This window comes from Caldimonas brevitalea (genome assembly GCF_001017435.1).
Lineage (GTDB): Bacteria > Pseudomonadota > Gammaproteobacteria > Burkholderiales > Burkholderiaceae_C > Caldimonas > Caldimonas brevitalea.
Window position 1 is genome coordinate 1,337,654 of record NZ_CP011371.1, and the last position, 18,332, is coordinate 1,355,985.

Annotated in this window: 18 protein-coding genes and 1 pseudogene; 7 read left to right on the top strand and 12 right to left on the bottom strand. The window is 66.3% G+C overall.

Going from position 1 to position 18,332, the window contains the following annotated elements; translation table 11 throughout:
• Nucleotides 1-185: 185 nt before the first annotated feature.
• The 3 genes from lpxC to AAW51_RS05920 all read left to right on the top strand — a co-directional run bounded on the left by lpxC (nt 186) and on the right by AAW51_RS05920 (nt 2,095).
• Nucleotides 186-1,121, top strand: a complete 936-nt coding sequence (gene lpxC / locus AAW51_RS05910; RefSeq protein WP_047193868.1) for a UDP-3-O-acyl-N-acetylglucosamine deacetylase — start codon at nt 186-188, stop codon at nt 1,119-1,121.
• Between the two features lie 19 nt (nt 1,122-1,140).
• A complete protein-coding gene (locus tag AAW51_RS05915) occupies nt 1,141-1,329 on the top strand; it encodes a hypothetical protein (RefSeq protein WP_047193869.1) in 189 nt (62 codons plus the stop codon).
• Between the two features lie 184 nt (nt 1,330-1,513).
• Nucleotides 1,514-2,095: a Uma2 family endonuclease gene (locus AAW51_RS05920; protein WP_047193870.1), complete on the top strand. Its 582-nt coding sequence runs from the start codon at nt 1,514-1,516 to the stop codon at nt 2,093-2,095.
• Nucleotides 2,096-2,206: 111 nt separating this feature from the next.
• Here AAW51_RS05920 and AAW51_RS05925 read toward each other — a convergent pair whose 3' ends face one another.
• From AAW51_RS05925 to AAW51_RS05935, 3 genes are all read right to left on the bottom strand, one after another.
• Nucleotides 2,207-3,724, bottom strand: coding sequence for a protein adenylyltransferase SelO (locus AAW51_RS05925; protein ID WP_047193871.1), 1,518 nt, complete (start codon nt 3,722-3,724; stop codon nt 2,207-2,209).
• A gap of 209 nt (nt 3,725-3,933) precedes the next feature.
• Nucleotides 3,934-4,251, bottom strand: coding sequence for a DUF4148 domain-containing protein (locus AAW51_RS05930; RefSeq protein ID WP_169787987.1), 318 nt, complete (start codon nt 4,249-4,251; stop codon nt 3,934-3,936).
• A gap of 312 nt (nt 4,252-4,563) precedes the next feature.
• A complete protein-coding gene (locus AAW51_RS05935) occupies nt 4,564-5,649 on the bottom strand; it encodes an AAA family ATPase (RefSeq protein WP_047193873.1) in 1,086 nt (361 codons plus the stop codon).
• Between the two features lie 516 nt (nt 5,650-6,165).
• On the opposite strand from AAW51_RS05935, the pseudogene AAW51_RS30635 reads away from it, so the two are divergent.
• Both AAW51_RS30635 and AAW51_RS05940 read left to right on the top strand, forming a co-directional pair.
• Nucleotides 6,166-6,255: pseudogene (locus AAW51_RS30635) on the top strand (HD domain-containing protein); the annotation flags it as partial.
• Between the two features lie 29 nt (nt 6,256-6,284).
• On the top strand, nt 6,285-7,580 hold the full coding sequence (locus AAW51_RS05940) for a condensation domain-containing protein (protein WP_169787988.1): 1,296 nt from the start codon (nt 6,285-6,287) through the stop codon (nt 7,578-7,580).
• A gap of 158 nt (nt 7,581-7,738) precedes the next feature.
• Here the strand turns inward: AAW51_RS05940 and ruvC are convergent, their stop codons facing one another.
• The 7 genes from ruvC to AAW51_RS05975 all read right to left on the bottom strand — a co-directional run bounded on the left by ruvC (nt 7,739) and on the right by AAW51_RS05975 (nt 14,939).
• A complete protein-coding gene (gene ruvC / locus AAW51_RS05945) occupies nt 7,739-8,290 on the bottom strand; it encodes a crossover junction endodeoxyribonuclease RuvC (protein ID WP_047193875.1) in 552 nt (183 codons plus the stop codon).
• Nucleotides 8,287-9,270, bottom strand: coding sequence for a phosphatidate cytidylyltransferase (locus AAW51_RS05950; RefSeq protein WP_047193876.1), 984 nt, complete (start codon nt 9,268-9,270; stop codon nt 8,287-8,289). The genes ruvC and AAW51_RS05950 overlap by 4 nt, the downstream gene beginning before the upstream one ends.
• Entirely contained in the window at nt 9,270-9,896 is a 627-nt protein-coding gene (locus AAW51_RS05955) for a lysophospholipid acyltransferase family protein (protein ID WP_047193877.1), read from the bottom strand. Before AAW51_RS05955 ends, AAW51_RS05950 begins: the two co-directional genes overlap by 1 nt.
• A gap of 75 nt (nt 9,897-9,971) precedes the next feature.
• Complete coding sequence (purH, locus tag AAW51_RS05960; RefSeq protein WP_047193878.1) at nt 9,972-11,540, bottom strand: bifunctional phosphoribosylaminoimidazolecarboxamide formyltransferase/IMP cyclohydrolase; 1,569 nt, start codon at nt 11,538-11,540, stop codon at nt 9,972-9,974.
• 49 nt (nt 11,541-11,589) lie between these two features.
• Nucleotides 11,590-11,826, bottom strand: a complete 237-nt coding sequence (locus tag AAW51_RS05965) for a Fis family transcriptional regulator (RefSeq protein ID WP_047193879.1) — start codon at nt 11,824-11,826, stop codon at nt 11,590-11,592.
• On the bottom strand, nt 11,823-12,875 hold the full coding sequence (gene dusB, locus AAW51_RS05970; protein ID WP_047193880.1) for a tRNA dihydrouridine synthase DusB: 1,053 nt from the start codon (nt 12,873-12,875) through the stop codon (nt 11,823-11,825). Before dusB ends, AAW51_RS05965 begins: the two co-directional genes overlap by 4 nt.
• A gap of 210 nt (nt 12,876-13,085) precedes the next feature.
• On the bottom strand, nt 13,086-14,939 hold the full coding sequence (locus AAW51_RS05975) for a sensor domain-containing diguanylate cyclase (RefSeq protein ID WP_169787989.1): 1,854 nt from the start codon (nt 14,937-14,939) through the stop codon (nt 13,086-13,088).
• Nucleotides 14,940-15,460: 521 nt separating this feature from the next.
• Here AAW51_RS05975 and AAW51_RS05980 point away from each other — a divergent pair.
• Nucleotides 15,461-15,730 (top strand): hypothetical protein, encoded by a 270-nt coding sequence (locus AAW51_RS05980; RefSeq protein ID WP_047193882.1) that lies wholly within the window; start codon nt 15,461-15,463, stop codon nt 15,728-15,730.
• 91 nt (nt 15,731-15,821) lie between these two features.
• On the top strand, nt 15,822-16,292 hold the full coding sequence (locus AAW51_RS05985; protein ID WP_047193883.1) for a YqaA family protein: 471 nt from the start codon (nt 15,822-15,824) through the stop codon (nt 16,290-16,292).
• Nucleotides 16,293-16,447: 155 nt separating this feature from the next.
• Here AAW51_RS05985 and ugpQ read toward each other — a convergent pair whose 3' ends face one another.
• Together ugpQ and AAW51_RS05995 are read right to left on the bottom strand one after the other, a co-directional pair.
• Complete coding sequence (ugpQ, locus tag AAW51_RS05990; protein ID WP_047193884.1) at nt 16,448-17,215, bottom strand: glycerophosphodiester phosphodiesterase; 768 nt, start codon at nt 17,213-17,215, stop codon at nt 16,448-16,450.
• A 26-nt stretch (nt 17,216-17,241) separates the two neighbouring features.
• On the bottom strand, nt 17,242-18,321 hold the full coding sequence (locus tag AAW51_RS05995) for a sn-glycerol-3-phosphate import ATP-binding protein UgpC (protein WP_047193885.1): 1,080 nt from the start codon (nt 18,319-18,321) through the stop codon (nt 17,242-17,244).
• Nucleotides 18,322-18,332: the final 11 nt, after the last annotated feature.

Below are 18,332 nucleotides of genomic sequence, written 5' to 3' on the forward strand. Positions count from 1 at the left end.
TCCTCGCCGTACGGGAGTACGGCTGCGGTCCTCGCCCGCACCTCGCCCCGCTCGCGACGCCGATCACCCCGCTCAATCTCGCTGTCGCGGCCACTTCGTACGGTTTTGCCGGCTGCCCTGCCGGGTAATCGCTGCGATCAAAAGCTTCGACTGCGGGGAAAGTGCTGATTGCCTAAAATGCGGACATGCTTCAACAACGCACTCTCAAATCGCTGACGCGCGCCGTCGGCGTCGGGTTGCACAGTGGCCAGCGTGTGGAACTCACGCTCCGGCCGGCGGCGCCTGACACCGGCATCGTGTTTCGGCGGGTCGATCTGCCGGTGCCTGTCGAGATTCCGGTCTCGGCGGCGGCCGTGAGCGACACCCGGCTCGCGTCGACGCTGTCGGCCGGGGGTGACCCCGGGGCGCCGAAAGTGCACACGGTGGAGCATCTGATGTCTGCCTGCGCAGGCATGGGACTCGACAATCTGTATGTCGACATCACCGCCGAGGAAGTCCCGATCCTGGACGGCTCTGCAGCCTCCTTCGTCTACCTATTGCAGAGCGCCGGGATCGAGCTTCAGAAGGTGCCCAAGCGTTTTTTGCGCATCAAGAAGCCGGTCGAAGTGCGTGAAGGGACGGGCCCGACCCTCAAGTGGGCCCGCCTCGATCCCTTCCACGGCTACAAGCTTTCGTTCGAGATCGATTTTGATCACCCGGCGGTCGACCAGACCGGGCAGCGGGTGGTGTTCGATTTCTCTTCCGGGCGCTATACCCGCGACATCGCACGCGCCCGCACCTTCGGTTTCACCAAAGACGTCGAGATGATGCGCTCGCGCGGCCTCGGGCTGGGCGGCAGCATGGACAACGCGATCGTGGTCGACGACTACCGCGTGCTGAACAGCGACGGTTTGCGCTACGACGACGAGTTCGTCAAGCACAAAATCCTCGACGCGATCGGCGACCTTTACGTGGTCGGCAAACCTCTGCTGGCCGCTTACAGCGCCTACAAGTCGGGCCATGCGCTGAACAACAAGCTGCTGCGCGCGGTGCTGGCCGACGCCAGCGCCTACGAGATCGTCAGCTTCGACGACGAGGCCAAGGCGCCCTCAGGCTTCGCGCAACTCGCGCCGGTCTGGTAGGGCGATAGCGGAGCCTGACATGTTCGCGTTGATCCGCGTGCTGATCGGGCTGCTGCTGATGGGCTCGGTGGTGTGCTTCGGCCTGTACCTGATCACGCGCCAGGCGCGTTACTTCCGCATCGGGCTGGCCATCGTCAAGTGGACGGTGATCGCCGGGCTGGTGTTTTTCGGCGTGTTGATCTTCGAGCACTTCGTGCTGGACAGCTGAGCCTGAGCCGCGGCCGTCCGACCGCCTCGGTCACACGCCGGTGTGGAGGGCAGCGAAGGTCGCGGAAGTTGCGTGGGTGCCGGCCGCCCAGCAGCGACTGGGGCGCTTCGGCTACCGACGGATTCATGACGTCTTGCGAGCCGACTATGATGGTATGCATTGCGCCCTATCAGCAGGCAGCCACATGGGACTCCCCATCTCGACTATGACCCTGGCCGACTTCCTGGCCTGGGAAAGCCAGCAGGACACCCGGCACGAGTTCTTCCGCGGTGAGGTGTTCGCGATGACCGGCGGCTCAGCTCGGCACAACCGCGTGATCCTCAACCTGGCTGCGCACCTCGGCTCGCATCTGGACGGCACACCCTGCCAGGTCTTCGCGGAGTCGATGAAGGTGCAGCTCGCCGACGAGGCCGTCCTGTATCCCGACGTCATGGTGACCTGCGGTAAGGCCCAGGCCGGCGACGAGCAGACCATCACAGACCCCAAGCTCATCATCGAAGTGCTGTCGCCCTCGACAAAGGGCTACGACAAGCGCAACAAGTTCATTCTCTACCGCAGCCTGCCCACGCTGCGCGAGTACGCGCTGATCGACCCGGCTTCACGCGAGGTCGAGGTGTTCACCCTGACGGCAGACGGCTGGCTGCTGTCGGATCAGTCGCGGGCCGCGGACCTGGCCCTTGCCAGCATCGACTGCCGGATGCCGATGGAAGCCGTCTTCAAAGGTGTGGAAGTTGCGCCGTCGGAAGGGAAGGGCGCGGTGGCGTGACCGGTGCAGGAGGACGTTGTCACCTCCGCGTCAACGCAACTGCCGGCCTCTGCGGGCCGACCAACGGTGTCGCTCCCGCTGATCGGGCGGCCTTCGGCATTCGTTACGGAATCAGGTTCCGCAGAAGGTCTGATAGCAAGCGGTCACGTCAGACGGCGCCGGTTCTGCATAAGGCGTGTTTTCCGGCGTTTCCTCATAAGGCCGTCGCAGTGCGGCCAGCAGCTGCTGGAACGGCCCCAGGTCGTCGTCGTGGGTGGCTGCCGCGAGCGCTTCCTCGACACGGTGGTTGCGGGGGATCACCCAAGGGTTGACCCGGCGCATCCGAGCGGCCCGCCCCGTGCCGTCAGGCGCGGCAGCATCCTCGCTCGCACAGCGCTCGCGCCAACGGCCCAGCCAGGGTTCGAGCGCTTGCGGCGCCTGGAACAGCCCGCGCAGCGCCGCTTCGTCTCCCTCGGCGGCATCGGCCAGCCGCCGCCAACCCAGCGTGAAGTCAACGGCCTGCGCGTGCAGCAGCGCCAGCCAGTCCTCGGCCAGCGCGGTGTCGGCAGGGTCGTCGTCGGCTGTCGCGCGCTGCAGACCGAGCTTGGCGCGCTGGCCGGCGAGCAGTGCGCGTGCGTACCAGTCCGGGAAGGCGTCGATCACCTCGGTGGCCTGGCCGAGGGCCTTCTCGATGCCTGCCTCGGTCATGTCCTCGGCAATCAACGGCAGCAGGGCCTCGCCGAGCCGGGCCAGGTTCCAGCGGGCGATCAGCGGCTGGTTGCCGTAGGCGTAGCGGCCGCCGTGGTCGATCGAACTGAACACCGCCTGCGGGTCGTAGGCCTCGATGAAGGCGCAGGGTCCGTAGTCGATGGTCTCGCCGGAGATCGTCATGTTGTCGGTGTTCATCACGCCGTGGATGAAGCCGATGTTCATCCATTGCGCCACCAGCGCCGCCTGCCGCTCGGCCACCCGGCGCAGCAGTGCGACGTAACGATCGGGTGTGCCCACCAGGTCCGGATCGTGGCGTGCGATGGTGTAGTCCGCCAACTGACGCAGCCGCTCGAGGTCATCGCGCGCCGCGAAGAACTCGAAGGTGCCGACGCGCAAGTGGCTGGCGGCGACGCGGGTGAGCACGGCGCCGGGGAGCGGCAACTCGCGCTCGACGGTCTCGCCAGTCGCTGCGACGGCCAGTGCCCGCGTGGTCGGGATGCCGAGCGCGTGCATCGCCTCGCCGATCAGCACTTCACGCAGCATCGGCCCGACTGCCGCCTTGCCGTCACCGCCGCGCGAGAACGGGGTCCGCCCCGAGCCTTTGAGCGCGATGTCGCGGCGCTGGCCGCGCCGGTCGATCACCTCGCCCAGCAACAGGGCCCGACCGTCGCCCAATTGCGGCGAAAACCCGCCGAACTGGTGGCCGGCATAGGCCTGGGCCAGCGGGTCGGCTCCCTCGGGCACCGTGTTGCCGGCGAAAACGCCGGCGCCTTGCGGGCCGTCGAGCGCGGCGCAGTCGAGCTTCAGTTCCTGGGCGAGTTCACGGTTGAAAAAGAGCAGCCGCGGCGACGCGACGGTGGCCGGCTGGCAGCGGACGTAAAAGCCCGGCAGGTCACGGGCATAGGTGTTGTCGAAGGGAAAGGCGGGGGGTGCGGACATGGGGCGGCAGGCGGAGAAAACCACAGTGTGACCGCTGGCATGTCGGGCTGTCCGGGCCAGCCTGAACCTCGGGGAAGTCGGTGGGGGTTTGATCCGTCCCGGCTGCAGGATCGGGCGCGGGGGGGCGGTGACGGCATCACGAAAAAGGCCCGCGGATGCGGGCCTCTGCTTCTGGCGCACGGTGGCAGGCCACGCGCCCGCCTTCGCGCTCAGCCGCCGATGTTGATCGGGGCGGCGCTGCGCTGGGTGCGCAGGAAGCTGACCGTGTCCTGCTTCACGTCCTGACGGCTGCGGGCCAGCGCACCGCCGGTCTGCGGGGGCAGCACGGTGGTTTCGCCGCTGAACACGGCCAGTTGTTCACCTTCGGCGCGGGCCTGGGCCAGTTCGGCCTTCACTTCGGCACGGGTCTTCACCGACGCGGACTGGCGGGTCCAGGTCTGGTCATCGTCGTTCGCTTCGCCGGCAAAGGCGCCTGCGGCGGCAAAAGCGGTCATCACGGCAACGATCACGGTCTTCTTGGCATTCATGTTCAGCTCCATTTACAGCTTGAGTTGGTCCGGGTCGGCGGGATCGGCCCCCGGCCCCTCGGTGAGTCGCAACCGTTGTTCGTTTGTGCTCATCGATGGGATGAACTTTAGAAGTGAACGACTCCGGGAAAAACCAGGCGCGCCGCAAGGAAGCGTTCTCGAAATCGCAACAACGGGCTTGCCGGCACCCGTTGAGTGGGTACTGCCAGCTGTGAAGCGCCCGGCGTCGGCGCTCGGAGTTTTGGGCGGTCCAACCCTATGCGTTCAGCGGCCAGGAGCGGGATCGGTCCTCTCACCCCACCACCTTTGAACTCATTCGCGGTCCGCCTCCCTCAGCCATGCCAATAGCTGCGCATCCACAATCTCGTAGTGGCCCCGCGCCGGGTTCGCAATGACATCGGCGGGCAGGGACGTCAGTGCATGCCGGATGCCGCCAGCGGTGACCGGCGCTCCGAGTTCACGCGCCACACGGTCCATGGTTGCCTTGCTGGCAACCTGGCATGGGCCCTCGGCCAGGAGCGTGAGCACCGTGCGCTGCAGCGGCGTGAAGCGCAGGAAGCGTTCGCGCACGGCTTCGGTTGGATAGCGGGTCTGGAGGAAGACCTGTACGCTGCCCACCACGTCGCGCACTTCGTTGATGGCGAGGAAGGACAAATAGGCAATGAAGTCGGCCGGGCGGTGTTCCATGGCCTGGAACGCGGTGTACAACGTGTCGATCTCGATCGGCTGGCGTCGTTGCTTGTTGAATGCCGCGGCTTTGGCTTCGACGAAGTCCCTGCCCAGCCGCTGAAAGTCCTCGTGGTCAGCCAGCCCGAAGCTGGCACGATGGCGGTCCCCAAACAGCCGCAGCAGGCCTTCGCGGGACGACCCCGTGATCAGCAGCAGCAACTGCCCCTGGAAGGTGTTGAACAGTGCGCGGATCGCCTTCATGGTTCGCTCGCCTTCCTGCTGACGAACCAGTTCCTGGGCCTCGTCGAGCATCAGCAGCAGCTGCACGCCTGGCCTCAACCGATTGAGGGTGGAGAAGGCATTCTGAAGCTGCACGCCGGGATCTGCGCTGACCGGGTCGCTTGGCGCCGGCTCAAGGTCGATCCCGAAGCCAGCCGCCTTGGCCGCTTTGACACGCCGCTTGGACAGTCCCATCCTGGCCTCGTGCACCAACTGGGCGAGACGCGCGTTCAGCAACTCGAGCGCGTTCGAGGACGCCATGAAGTCGACGTACAAGGCGGCAATCCCCTCGCGCTCGGCAAGGGCCGCCAGGTCGTGTTGCAGCAGCGTGGTCTTCCCGACCTGGCGCGGGCCAAACACTGACAGCGCGCGGTTGGGGGAGGTCAGGAGGCGGTCCAGGTAGTGTCGGGCGAGGCCTGGGCGTGGGTAGATGGAGAAGGCGCCGTTCATGGTAGAGAATTATAGCTGAATTCTAAAATTAAAGTGAGCTGCTATAATCAACTCGTATCGATGATGCCGCGCTTGATCCTCACCCGGAAATGGGCATAGGCCAAACAGACCCGTCGGATCTGACGCCATCGTTGCGCACGCGCGGTGTCGAAGGACCGCTTCGAGTCCTCTCGGACAAGCACGTCGCCGCCGAGCTAGAGAGGTCTCGGGCGAATGTGGACCGCCACCTCCAGCGCTTCCTGCGCAAACACTTCGGGTTCACAACAGAGGTCCCAGGGTTCACGCCCTCCAGTCCGTGCGCATGTGGGGCAAAGGACCCGTGTCTACCGACAGCTGACAACTCCTACCTCGATGCAGAGGCTGGCGCTGAGCCGCCCACGGCGCGCGCTCCCTCGCCTGGACAGCACCGGAGGGGCTCGCCTAATGTCAGGCGAACCGTGGGCAGTCTTCAAGTGATGGAGGCGATCTGATGACACAGACAACCCGTGATCCGAACCCACCAAGACCGTCGACTTCATCCTCGAACTGGGTCGATTGAAGGGGGTCTACCGGCAATCGCCGTTGCTCGACGGCAGCCGCCGAGAGAACTCCGCAGAACATTCATGGCAGGCGATCTACAGGTCGCGCAAGGGAGCATGATGAACACGGATGCCTATCTGCTGAATTCCGCTCAGCGGCGCTACGTTCGGCTCGCCCACACCGCCGGAGAGCCGTTGCTCAACAACATCACTGTTTCGTGCTGGGTCGACGCGAAGTTCGACGCGATCGCCGTGCAAAGGGGATTGCAAGCGGTGATGGCCCGGCACCCATTGCTGCGGGCGCGGGTCGCGGTCGAGGCGGCCGGAGTTCAGTTTCTCGCGCAACAGCAGATCTCGAGTCCGTTGACGATGACAACCCTGGGCGACACCGAATCCTTGGTTGAGAAGGTGCGGCAGGTTGCCCAGGAGCTGCACTTGCGGCCCCTCAGCTTCTTCGAGGCGCCCATGTGGCGATTTCACGTTTTCGTCCGTGAGGGGCGGCTTGTCGCCCTGGTGCTCTGCCTCAACCACCTGATCTCCGACGCCAGCTCGCTGCGGCTGATCCTGCAGGACTTCGCGTCCGCCTATGGTGCCGAGACGGATGCTCGCCTTCCAGGGCTTGCACTTGGCGGTCACCCGCCTGACCTTCAGGCCCTGGCCGAGGCCGAATTGTTGCCGTCGGCAGAGGGCCACAGACGCCTCGAGTGGAACCGCTCCTGCTTCCAGGACTTTCTTCTGGGCACCACCTGGGATGCAGGCGCCGCGCAGCCGGATTCGGTAGGCTACGCAGAGGCGCCTTTGGAGTGGCCGCTCTGGCTCCGACTGTGTGCCGCGTCCAAGGCGTGGCGCGTGCGCGTCACAACGCTGGCGATGCTGGCCCTTGCCCGGTCCGAGCGCGTGCTGTTCGGCCGGTGCAACTGTGTCGTGAAAACGATCACTGCCAACCGACAGGTCGAAGGCAGTGCTGCCGTGGTGAACAACATGTTCGGCATCCTCCCTGTACGTGTGCCCGCGGAGGCTCACGAGGGCGCGCTCCGGACGGCGGCAGACGCGCTGGACGCCGCTTACACCGACCATGAACGCAACCGGTTGCCGTACTGGTATCTGGTTCAGCAACTCCGCCCCGAGCTGTATCTGCATCCGTACGGACTCTCCGATTTGGAGGTCAACATTCTTCCTGTCGTGGCGTCTGCCATCGTCGACGAGCAGCAGATCCGGCTGGGCCCGATGCGGGAGGCAACAGTGGGCACTCCGAGCTGGCCGGAATACGCTCGCTGTTTGCTGTTGGTACCGTTCCGCGACGGCTCGGGGAAACTGTTGATGCTCTACGACAGTCACGAGTGCGACCTTGCGACGGCGCAGCGCCAAGCCGCCTTCGTTCGCGAGGAGTTGGACAGGATTGCAGTCGCTTAGGAGTGAACTGTCAAAACGTTGTTCCTTGTGCGCAAAGCCCTGCCATGGGGGCGGCGCTGCGCTGGGTGCGCAGGAAGCTGACCGAAATCGGCTCTGCCGTCAGGATCGGGGGGCGAAGGGAACCTCGCTAGGGGCAGCCGGCCCGACGCGTGCCAGCCTCAGTAGCTGCGCCCGCCCTTGTAGTGCGCGTGCGCACGCCGGGTCAGCGTGCCGCCGGCCTTGGCGATGGCGTCGAACGACCGGCCCGCATGCGCATGGCAGATGGCGATGCCGAGCGCGTCAGCCGCGTCCTTGCTCGGCACCGCAGGCAGCTTGAGCAGCCGGGCGACCATCTCCTGGATCTGCTCCTTGCGGGCCAGACCATGGCCGGTGATGGCCTTTTTCATCTGCAGCGCGGTGTACTCGCTGACGCTCAGCTGGCAGCTGACCAGCCCGGCCAGGGCCGCCCCGCGGGCCTGCCCCAGCAGCAGCGTGGACTGCGGGTTGACGTTGACGAACACGATCTCGACCGAGGCGGTGGTGGGCTGGTAGCGCCGCACCACCTCCTGCACACCGTCGAAGATGATCTTGAGACGCCCTGGCAGGTCGCCCTGGGCCGCGTCGCGGGTCTTGATGGTGCCGCTGGCGACGTAGTGCAGCTGCGCGCCGTCCACATCCACCACGCCGAAGCCGGTGGTCTGCAGGCCGGGGTCGATGCCGAGCACCCTCATAGCCGGAAGTACCAGCGCACCGAATGAAAGAACACCGGCGCGGCGAAGCTGATCGCCGCCACCCGGTCGAGCAGGCCGACGGCGCCGGTCACCAGCCGCCCTTCGTTGCCCCAGTAGTGCACGCCCGCATCCTTTTTCAACGCCTTCATCACAAAATCGCCCAAGGTGCCGGCGGCGCAGGCGATCAAGGCCATGCCGAGGGCCTGGCCCGCCTTGAACGGCGTGATCCAGTAGAGCAGGGCGCCGATCAGGGCGCCGCCGAACACGCCGATCGCGGCAGCCCCCCACGAGAAGGAGCTGCTGATGCGCGGCGCCACCGGCTTGAACGGATAGTGTCGCCCGACATAGTCCTGCAGCAGCATGCAGGATTGCACGACGAAGACGAGAAAGAACACCAGGAAGGCGCCTCGCTCCTCGTAGCCGCGGAAGTCGAGCCGCAACAGCGCCGGCGCATGGCTCAAGCCGTAGACGCACACCATGATGCCCCACTGGATCTTGGCGTTGCGCTCGAGGAACCGCTCCGGGTCGTTGGCCACCGCGCTGATGACCGGGATCGCGAAGAACACGTAGACCGGGATGAAGACCGAGAACAGGTCGAAATAGCGGGCGCCAACCAGTGAATACTGCACCGGCAGCACCACAAAGAAGGCCAGGATCAGGCTGCGGTGGTCGCCCCGGCGCGTGTGCGACAGCGTGATGAATTCGCGCAGCGCAAAGAACGACACCAAGCCGAACAGCAGCAGTGACACGAAGGTGCCGGCGATCCAGGCGATCCAGAACACCGTCACCATCACCCAGGTGGTGCGCAGCTGGCGCTTGAAGCGCTCGGCCCGCAGCGTCCGGGCCTCGTCTTCGGCTCTCACGCTCATGGCCACGCCGATCATCGTGGCAATGCCGAGCAGGCCGAACACGATGATGAAGAGCAGGCCGATCTGCTCGCTGGCGGTCCAGCCGCGCAGCTGCTTCAGGACGTCGCCCATCACGCGCTCCCGCTCAGCTTGCGCAGCGAGGTCACGGCTTCGCGGGCGCGTTCGAGGAAGGTGCGCTTGTCTTCGTCGGGCAACAGCTGCATCGGGGCACCGAAGGTGACCGAACACAGGATCGGCACCGGCACCACCTCTCCCTTGGGCATCACGCGCTGGACGTTGTCGATCCAGGCCGGGATCAGCTGCACCTCGGGGAACTGTTTGGCCAGGTGGTAGAGGCCCGACTTGAAGGGCTGCGGATCGCCGAGGCTGCTGCGCGTGCCTTCGGGGAAGATCACCAGCGAATCACCGTGGCGCAGCGCGTCGACCAGCGGCTCGAGCGGGTCCTGGTCGTCGGTGCGCTGGCGGTTGACGTAGACCGCGTTGAACACCTCGCGGGTGATCCAGTGTTTGAACGGCGTCGCGGTCCAGTAGTCTTTGGCGGCGATGGGCCGTGTGCGCGAGCGCAGCTCACGCGGCAGCGCACACCAGATCAAGACCCAGTCGAGATGGCTTTGGTGGTTGGCGAAGTAGATGCGCTGCTCGGCCTTGGGCACGCAGCCGTACCAATGGCCCTGCGCACCGGTGACCAGGCGCGCGACGGAGGACAGCAGCAGCCCCGCAGTGTCGGGAAGGCTCATGTGCCGATGGTAGCGGACCCGCCGCCCGTGGCGCCGTCACGCCGGCGACGGCGCCAGGGGTGGGCCCGGAGCGGCTCAATGTCGGAAGTGGCGGGTGCCCGTGAACACCATCGCGATGCCGCGCTCGTTGGCCGCCGCGATGACCTCGTCGTCGCGCATGCTGCCGCCCGGCTGGATCACGCAGGTCGCGCCTGCATCGCACACGACGTCGAGGCCGTCACGGAAGGGGAAGAAGGCGTCGCTCGCAACCGCCGAGCCGGCCAGCGTCAGGCCCGCGTTCTCGGCCTTGATCGACGCGATGCGGGCCGAGTCGACGCGGCTCATCTGGCCAGCGCCGACGCCCAGCGTCATGCCGTCGGCACAGAACACGATCGCATTGCTCTTGACGAACTTGGCGACCTTCCAGGCAAACAGCAGGTCTTGCATCTGCTGCGGGGTCGGTTGCTTGGCACTGACCACCCGCAGCTCGCCGGCGCTGACGTTTTTCGCATCGGCCGACTGCAGCAGCACGCCGCCGCCCACACGCTTCAGGTCGAACGGGTTGGCCTCGCGCGCCAGCGGCACCTGCAGCAAGCGCACGTTCTGCTTGGCCTTGAAGATCTCCAGCGCTTCCGGGGTGTAGTCGGGTGCGATCAGCACCTCGACGAACTGCTTGGCCACCAACTCGGCGGCAGCGCGGTCGAGTGTCTGGTTGAACGCGATGATGCCGCCGAATGCCGAGGTCGAATCGGTCTTGAAGGCCTTGGCATAGGCGTCGGCGGCGTTACCGGCCACCGCGACCCCGCAGGGGTTGGCGTGCTTGATGATGACGCAGGCCGGCGCGTCGAAGGTCTTCACACATTCCCACGCCGCGTCGGCGTCGGCAATGTTGTTGTACGACAGTTCCTTGCCCTGCAGCTGGCGGTAGTGCGCCAGGCTGCCGGCCACCGGGCTGGTCTCGCGGTAGAAGGCGGCACCCTGGTGCGGGTTCTCGCCATAGCGCATGTCTTGCGCCTTGTGCAGCTGCAGGTTGAACACCGCGGGGTGATCGAGGCGCTGCGGCACCGCGCCGGTGGCGGCTTCGGCGCCGTCCTGCAGCGACGTCAGGTAGTTGGTGATCATGCCGTCGTAGGCGGCCGTGTGGGCAAACACCTTCTTGGCCAGCCGGAACTTGGTGGCGCGTTCGAGCTGGCCAGCCTTCAGCTCAGCCAGCACCTGGGTGTAGTCGCTCGGGTCGATCACGACCGCGACGTCCTGCCAGTTCTTGGCGGCCGCACGCAGCATCGCCGGGCCGCCGATGTCGATGTTTTCGATCGCATCTTCCAGCGTGCAATCGGGCCGGGCGGTGGCCTGCTTGAACGGGTAGAGGTTGACGATCAGCAGGTCGATGGTGGCGATGCCGTGGCTTTGCAGCGCGGCCATGTGCTCGGGCAGGTCGCGGCGCGCCAGCAGGCCGCCGTGGATGCGCGGGTGCAGCGTCTTGACGCGGCCATCGAGCATCTCGGGGAAGCCGGTCACCTCGGCCACTTCGGTCACCGGCAGGCCCTTCTCGGCCAGCAGCTTGGCCGTGCCTCCGGTGGACAGCAGCTTGACGCCGAGGGCGTGCAGCGCTTGGGCAAATTCGACGATGCCGGTTTTGTCGGATACGGAGAGCAGGGCTTGCATGATCGGGGCAGGGTAGGTCAGGAATGGGGCGGTCGCTGCTCGCGCGTCTTCACTTGAGCAGCTTGTGTTCGACGAGCTTGCGTCGCAGGGTGTTGCGGTTGATGCCCAGCCATTCGGCAGCCCGCGACTGGTTGCCTTCGGCTTGTTGCATCACCGTCTCGAGCAGCGGTTTCTCGACGACCTTGAGGATCATGTCGTACATCGAGTGCGGCTCTTCACCGCGCAGATCCTTGAAGTAGGACTCCAAGCTGCTGCGGATGCATTCTTCTATGTTCTTCTTGCTCATGCGGCTTCCCGGATCGGTAGGTCGGCGTCGTCGTCGGCCAGGGACGCGGCTGCGGTTGGCAGACGCTCGTGCGACAGTGCCAAACGGTGGAAAAAGGTGTCAACGGCGAGCAGTTGCTGCTCGCAGCTTTCTAGGCTGTTCATCTCGGCGCGGAAGGCCTCGCCCCCCGGCAGGGCGCGCACATACCAGCCGATATGCTTGCGCGCGGTGCGCACGCCGGTGTATTCACCATACAGGTCGTAGTGGTCGTGCAGGTGCTCGACCAGCCACTGCCGCACCTCGTGCACGTAGGGCTGCGGCAGGACCTCGCCGGTGGCGAGGTAGTGGGCGATCTCACGGAAGATCCACGGCCGCCCCTGGGCCGCACGGCCGATCATCAACGCGTCGGCCCCGGTGGCCTGTAGCACGGCGCGCGCCTTCTCGGCGCTGGTGATGTCCCCGTTGGCGACGACGGGGATGCGCAGCGCGGCCTTCACCGCGGCAATGGTGTCGTATTCGGCCTCGCCCTTGTAGCCCTGCTCGCGGGTGCGCCCGTGCACGGTCAGCATCGCGATGCCGGCCGACTCGGCCGCACGGGCGATCGTCAACGCGTTCTTGTGCTGCTGGCACCAGCCGGTGCGCATCTTGAGCGTCACCGGCACGCCGTGCGGTGCGCAAGCGGTGACGACGGCCTCGACGATGTGCAGCGCCAGCGTCTCGTCCTGCATCAGCGCGGACCCGGCCCATTTGTTGCACACCTTCTTGGCCGGGCAGCCCATGTTGATGTCGATGATCTGGGCGCCGCGTTCGATGTTGTAGACCGCGGCCTCGGCCATCATGATCGGCTCGGTGCCGGCGATCTGCACGGCGATCGGCGCTGCTTCACCGTCGTGGTTGGCGCGACGCGAGGTCTTCAGGCTGTTCCACAAGTCCTTGCGCGAGGTGACCATCTCGCTGACCGCATAACCTGCACCGAGGCGCTTGCACAGGCGGCGAAAGGGCCGGTCCGTCACACCCGCCATGGGGGCGACGAATAGCGAGTTCGCCAGCTCGTACGGGCCGATGTGCATGGTGGAACGGGAGTGGGTGTGCTGAAAAAGGAGGCAGAGTATAACGGGTGTGACTTTCCGTGTCTGAAACATCCCCCGTGGTGGCGATGCATCCGTTCGTGCATCACGCGTGTTCAGCGGCAAGGGGCGCGTGTAAGCGGGCGCTGACCTTCTCTCGGGCCTGCGCTCGGCCGCGCCGACCCCTCCTGGCGCTGAAGGTCCTGCCGGCTCCTAGGCTTCGACCTCTACCCTATTGCGGCCGTTGCGCTTGGCTTCGTACAGCTGCCGGTCCGCGAGCGCGTACACGGCCTCTGGGTCCAGCGCTTCACCTTGCGAGGCCGAGCCGAGGATGACAAGCCCGAAGCTCGCCGTGAGCTTGCCGAACGGAGACCCTTCATGGGTCACCCCCAAATCCGCGATCGCCTGGCGCAGCCCATCGATGTACCGAGCCACGGTGTCTGCAGGCCTGTCGACGCTCAGCAGCACGCCGAACTCTTCGCCGCCGAGACGAAACAGCCGGTCTCCCTTTCGCCGGAGTCGAGCCCTGACGGTGGCAGCCACCTTGCGCAGCACGGCGTCGCCCGCGGGATGACCATAGCGGTCGTTGTAGGCCTTGAAGAAATCCACGTCGAACATACAGAAGGACAGCACACCTCCTTGCCTGCCGTATCGGGCCAGCTCGGTCTGGAACACTTCCGTGAAGTGGCGCTTGTTGTATGCCCCTGTCAGCTCATCCTTGATCGACAAGTCGGCAAGTTTTGCATTGACCTGCTCGAGTTCCTGGGTGCGCGCCTTCACGAGCGTGTCCAGCTGTTCGACCAGGGCCATCTGGGCGGCCGCGGCGTGACGTTCCGCTTGCAGCTTCTGCTCGCGCAGCGTGTTCATCTGATCGGCGAGCCCAAGGGCCAGCAGGAGCATCTGCAGGGCCGAACCGATCTCGGGGCCGTACTCGGTCATGAAGTTGGGCTGAAGGGCCCCGAGGAGCCGCAGGAGATACATCGTGACGCCCAAAGCGAGCGCGGCGAACGACACGAAAACGATCAGGGCCGGCCGGGAGCGCTTGCGGAGCAAGTACCCGGCACAGGCGTAGGTGATCACCACACCGGCCAGAACCCCGAGGCACGCCAAGAAGAAGGGGCCCGCGTAGCCCCCGAGCAGCGGGCTGAGCAGCGCCAGGGCATTCGCCGCGGTGACGGCCACCAGCACGGGATAGAGCCGGGGAGCGTCGACCCGGACTCTCATGTAGTGCATCAGGAACAGGCTTTGGGTCACGACGCTGAGGCTGATGCTGGCCAGCAGAACATGCTGGTTGAACGCGGGCGATTCGGGCCAGAAGTACTTCAACCCGTAGCCGCGGAAGGTCCAGGCCCAGGTGCCGAATGCCAGCAGGTGCAGAACGTAGTAGGCGAGCGCCCGGTCGCGCGTGGACAGGAAAAGGACGACGTTGTAGAGCAGCAGCGCCAGGATCATGCCGAAGTACAGCGCATGCACCAAGGTGTCGAACTGATCGTGTTGGGACTGCTCTGGCAGCGAACGCAACGCCGGCCTGACGCCAACATGCAGCCCATCTTCGGTGGCGAGCCGCAGATACAGGTCTCTGCTCTCCGCGGTGCCCAGCGAGACGAGGAATCTGAGCGTGCGACCGCCACTCTTCCATCTCGACAGCGGAAGATGGTCGCCCGCCTCATCCTGATGCACGACGTGACCGCTAGGGTCCACCTGCAGAAGCTGCACGTAGTCTTGCAAGGGACTGTTGAGGTCGAGGATGGCTTGCAGGGGGGCGCCGCTCGAATTCGTGACACGCACCCGCATCCACCAGACGCCGTGCGAGTAGCCGCCCGGCACCGCATCGGATGACAACTTACGCCACTGCTGCGACCTTCGCACGGCCTCCAGGTCCATCGTGCCCATGCGATCGTGGAGCACCTCGGACGAGCGACCGAGTGCGACCTCTGCAAAGGTCGAGGTGAGATGAACCTCCGGCACCGGTGTCGCGCCTGCGGACAGCGCGACGAAGCTCATCCATGCCAGCAGCAAGAGCGCTCGGAAGGCGCGATATGCAAGCTCAAAGGCGGGTCGGGTCATGCTCGAAAGCGGCATCGGATGCACTACCGGTCATACGAGGAACGCGCCTCAGTATCCCCGAGCAGCCGGTGCCGAGGTCGTCGGCACATGACTTCACCGCCGGTCCGCCGGAAGTTCTCGTGGACCGCAGGCGGCGGCGGGGGCCAAGGCGGCCCATGCGGGTCGCACGCCTGCGGCAAACCAGGCCCTTCGGTGGCGGTCAAATCGCGGCCTCACGCTGTCCCCCGCAGCGGCGCAGCGCCGGCCCGGCAGGATCTCCGGGCGATTATGACCGCGAGCGCGCCGCACGCATCGAACGGTCCATCCGCCGCCGCGGCGGGTGTGCCCGGCCGTCAGCTGGCCCCGGTCGCCGCGTCGCTCACGGCCGTCGCTATTGGACATTGGTCCCATGGTCTGCGCGGGGGGAGCGCCGATACTGGTTCATGACCGCGTCGCTGAACCCTGTCCTTGCCTGAGCCGGCGCCGTCGGTCGCGTCAGTAGGCATCCGCCGGTCGTCCCTTCTGTCGCAAGGAGTGCTGAGATGAACCCGAAGTACCTGGTCGCCCTCGTCGCCGCGCCGCTTGTCGCTTGCGGCACTGCCTATGACGTGCAGCTCGCCCCCGATCGTCCGGGGGCGGCGACGGGCAACGCCGGCACCGTTCCACCCACCAGCTCCTCGCGCGCACAGCCCTACCCCGCGGGCCGGGGCCATTTCCATCCGCAGTCGTCGGCATCGAATCTGCAAGGACCGGTGGGTGCGGGCGAAGCGACCGATTGGTCGCCAAGCCCGGGCAGCGCATCACGGTTCTAGTGCCGGCGCTCCGAGACGCAATGAAGCCCCCTGGCACCACTGCGACTCATGAAGAGGGCGACGCCGCCGTCGCTCGCCATAATGCGCAGCCATGGAACAGTGGTTGCAGCAATTGCTGTCGATGCTCGCGCTGCCCGAGTACGGGCTCAGCACCTTGTTCGTCGTGTCGCTCGTCTCGGCGACGCTGTTGCCGCTCGGCTCCGAACCGGCCTTGTTCGGGCTGGTCAAGCTGAACCCGCATCTGTTGTGGGCGGGCATCGCGGTGGCGACCGCGGGCAACACCGCCGGCGGCGCCGTCACGTACTGGATGGGCTACGGTGCCGAGAAGGCCTACGAACAACTGACGCACCACCACCCCAAGGCGCGCGTGCTGCAGTGGCTGGCCGGCTTCGGACCTAAGGCGTGCTTGATGTCGTGGCTACCGGTCGTCGGCGATCCGCTGTGCGGTGTGGCCGGGTGGCTACAGATGCCGTTCTGGCCCTGTTTGCTCTACATGGCGATCGGCAAGTTGTTGCGCTATCTGGTGATGACCTTGGCGCTGCTCTGGGTGTTCCCGCATTAGGGCCTGTTAACACTATGGGAGGGCTCGCGTGACTCAGCAAAGCGGCGCCTGCAAGGCGCAAAGCGCAGCCGTAGCGGGGGCTACGGCGAGCATTTGCAACGCAGCAGGCGCCGGCGCGAGTCCCCCCATAGTGTTAACAGGCCCTAGGCCGTTGCTCAACCGGGCGATCGGCCTGCCGGAGCAAAGCGGTCGACGGCATCGGTGATCAAGCCGTCGATACCGGCCTGCAGCAAACGCTCGACTTCGCAAGCGTCGTTGACCGTGTAGCTCAGCACGCGCAGGTCCGCTGCATGCAGCGTCGCGATCGACTCGGCGTCCAGCAGCGCATGGTGGGCCACCACCGCGACGCAGGCCAACGACTGCGCCTCTTCGAGCCAGCCGTCGCGCCAGCGGTCGAGCAGCAGGCCGCGTGGCAGGCCAGGCTGTGCCGCCTGGGCCGCCCGCAGAGCCTCGGGTTGGAACGAGGTCAACAACGGCAGGCTGGCGGGGGCCGGTCGGCTGTCGCGCCACAAGCGGGCGCAGCGGTCCGCGACGGCGGCGCCGGTCGCCGCTTCGGTGCCGGGCGAAGGCTTGATCTCGACGTTCAGGTGGTAGCCGTTGCGCAGCACATAACGCGCGATGGTGTCGAGCGTCGGCAAGGGCTCGCCGGCATAGGTGCGGCTGTGCCAGCTGCCGGCATCGAGGCGGCGCAATTCGGCCCAGGGCCGATCGCCCGCGACACCGGTGCCGTCGCTGGTGCGTTCGAGCCGGGCGTCGTGCAGCAGGAACAACTCGCCGTCGGCGCTCAGCTTCACGTCGCACTCGAACATCCGGTAGCCGAACCCGGCACCGACGCGGAAGGCGGCCAGCGTGTTTTCGGGTGCGAGACGCCCGGCGCCGCGGTGGGCGACCCACAGCGGATAAGGCCATGCGGCGCTGCTCATGCCATCACCTCCGTGCTGTGCATGGCTCACCTGCCGCCGTCTGGAGACAGCCGTTGCCGCGTGTTGGCATCGAACCAGTGCAGCTTGCCCGGGTGCGGGCTCAGCATCAAGCTCGTGCCCGGCGTGGGCCGCATGCTCTGGTCGTCGGTGCGCACGACGGCCAGCGTGTCGCCGAGCGTCACATACAGCAGCCGTTCGGCGCCCAGCACCTCGACCATTTCGACGCGTGCGGGCCAACCCTCGGGGCGGACGCTCAGGTGTTCGGGCCGCACCCCGAGGAGCGCGTCGCCGGCCGGCATGCGGGTGCCCGCCGGCAGGGCCAGCCGCTGGCGGTCGACCACCCAGTCGCTGCCGTCCGGGCGTCCCGGCAGCAGATTCATCGGCGGCGAGCCGATGAATCCGGCGACGAAAGTCGAAGCCGGGGCCGCATACACTTCGTCGGGTGTGCCGATCTGCTCGATGCGACCGGCGTTCATCACGATCATGCGCTGCGCCAGCGTCATCGCCTCCACCTGGTCGTGGGTGACGAACAGCGAGGTGATGCCGAGCTCGCGGTGCAGCTTCTGGATCTCGAGCCGGGTCTGCACGCGCAGCTTGGCGTCGAGGTTGGACAGCGGTTCGTCGAACAGGAACACTTGCGGCTCGCGCACGATGGCACGGCCCATCGCCACCCGCTGCCGCTGGCCGCCCGACAGCTCGCGCGGCTTGCGCTCGAGCAGCGCCGACAGTTCGAGGATGCGCGCCGCCTTCTCGACGCGAGACCGGATGTCGTCCTTGGCAAGGCCCTTGATCTTCAGACCGTAGGCCATGTTGTCGTAGACGCTCATGTGCGGATACAGCGCGTAGTTCTGGAACACCATCGCGATGTCGCGCTCGGACGGCTCGAGCGTGTTGACCACACGAGAGCCGATGGCGATCTCGCCGTCGCTCACCTCTTCCAGCCCCGCCACCATCCGCAGCAGTGTCGACTTGCCGCAGCCCGACGGGCCGACGATCACGATGAACTCGCCGTCGGCGATGTCGGCCGAGACGCCGTGGAGCACCTGCGACGCCTTGGCGCCGTGGCCGTAGCGTTTGACGAGCTTGCGGAGGGACAAAGATGCCATGGGTCGGGTGC

Bases quoted from the DNA above. Each gene is read 5' to 3' on its own strand.
- AAW51_RS05980 (WP_047193882.1), top strand. From the start codon at position 15,461: ATGAACCCGAAGTACCTGGTCGCCCTCGTCGCCGCGCCGCTTGTCGCT.
- AAW51_RS05915 (WP_047193869.1), top strand. From the start codon at position 1,141: ATGTTCGCGTTGATCCGCGTGCTGATCGGGCTGCTGCTGATGGGCTCG.
- AAW51_RS05995 (WP_047193885.1), bottom strand. From the start codon at position 18,321: ATGGCATCTTTGTCCCTCCGCAAGCTCGTCAAACGCTACGGCCACGGC.
- AAW51_RS05930 (WP_169787987.1), bottom strand. From the start codon at position 4,251: ATGAATGCCAAGAAGACCGTGATCGTTGCCGTGATGACCGCTTTTGCC.
- ruvC (WP_047193875.1), bottom strand. From the start codon at position 8,290: ATGAGGGTGCTCGGCATCGACCCCGGCCTGCAGACCACCGGCTTCGGC.
- AAW51_RS05975 (WP_169787989.1), bottom strand. From the start codon at position 14,939: ATGACCCGACCCGCCTTTGAGCTTGCATATCGCGCCTTCCGAGCGCTC.
- AAW51_RS05955 (WP_047193877.1), bottom strand. From the start codon at position 9,896: ATGAGCCTTCCCGACACTGCGGGGCTGCTGCTGTCCTCCGTCGCGCGC.
- AAW51_RS05925 (WP_047193871.1), bottom strand. From the start codon at position 3,724: ATGTCCGCACCCCCCGCCTTTCCCTTCGACAACACCTATGCCCGTGAC.
- AAW51_RS05985 (WP_047193883.1), top strand. From the start codon at position 15,822: ATGGAACAGTGGTTGCAGCAATTGCTGTCGATGCTCGCGCTGCCCGAG.
- AAW51_RS05950 (WP_047193876.1), bottom strand. From the start codon at position 9,270: ATGGGCGACGTCCTGAAGCAGCTGCGCGGCTGGACCGCCAGCGAGCAG.
- AAW51_RS05920 (WP_047193870.1), top strand. From the start codon at position 1,514: ATGGGACTCCCCATCTCGACTATGACCCTGGCCGACTTCCTGGCCTGG.
- dusB (WP_047193880.1), bottom strand. From the start codon at position 12,875: ATGCACATCGGCCCGTACGAGCTGGCGAACTCGCTATTCGTCGCCCCC.
- AAW51_RS05965 (WP_047193879.1), bottom strand. From the start codon at position 11,826: ATGAGCAAGAAGAACATAGAAGAATGCATCCGCAGCAGCTTGGAGTCC.
- purH (WP_047193878.1), bottom strand. From the start codon at position 11,540: ATGCAAGCCCTGCTCTCCGTATCCGACAAAACCGGCATCGTCGAATTT.
- AAW51_RS05940 (WP_169787988.1), top strand. From the start codon at position 6,285: ATGATGAACACGGATGCCTATCTGCTGAATTCCGCTCAGCGGCGCTAC.
- AAW51_RS05935 (WP_047193873.1), bottom strand. From the start codon at position 5,649: ATGAACGGCGCCTTCTCCATCTACCCACGCCCAGGCCTCGCCCGACAC.
- ugpQ (WP_047193884.1), bottom strand. From the start codon at position 17,215: ATGAGCAGCGCCGCATGGCCTTATCCGCTGTGGGTCGCCCACCGCGGC.
- lpxC (WP_047193868.1), top strand. From the start codon at position 186: ATGCTTCAACAACGCACTCTCAAATCGCTGACGCGCGCCGTCGGCGTC.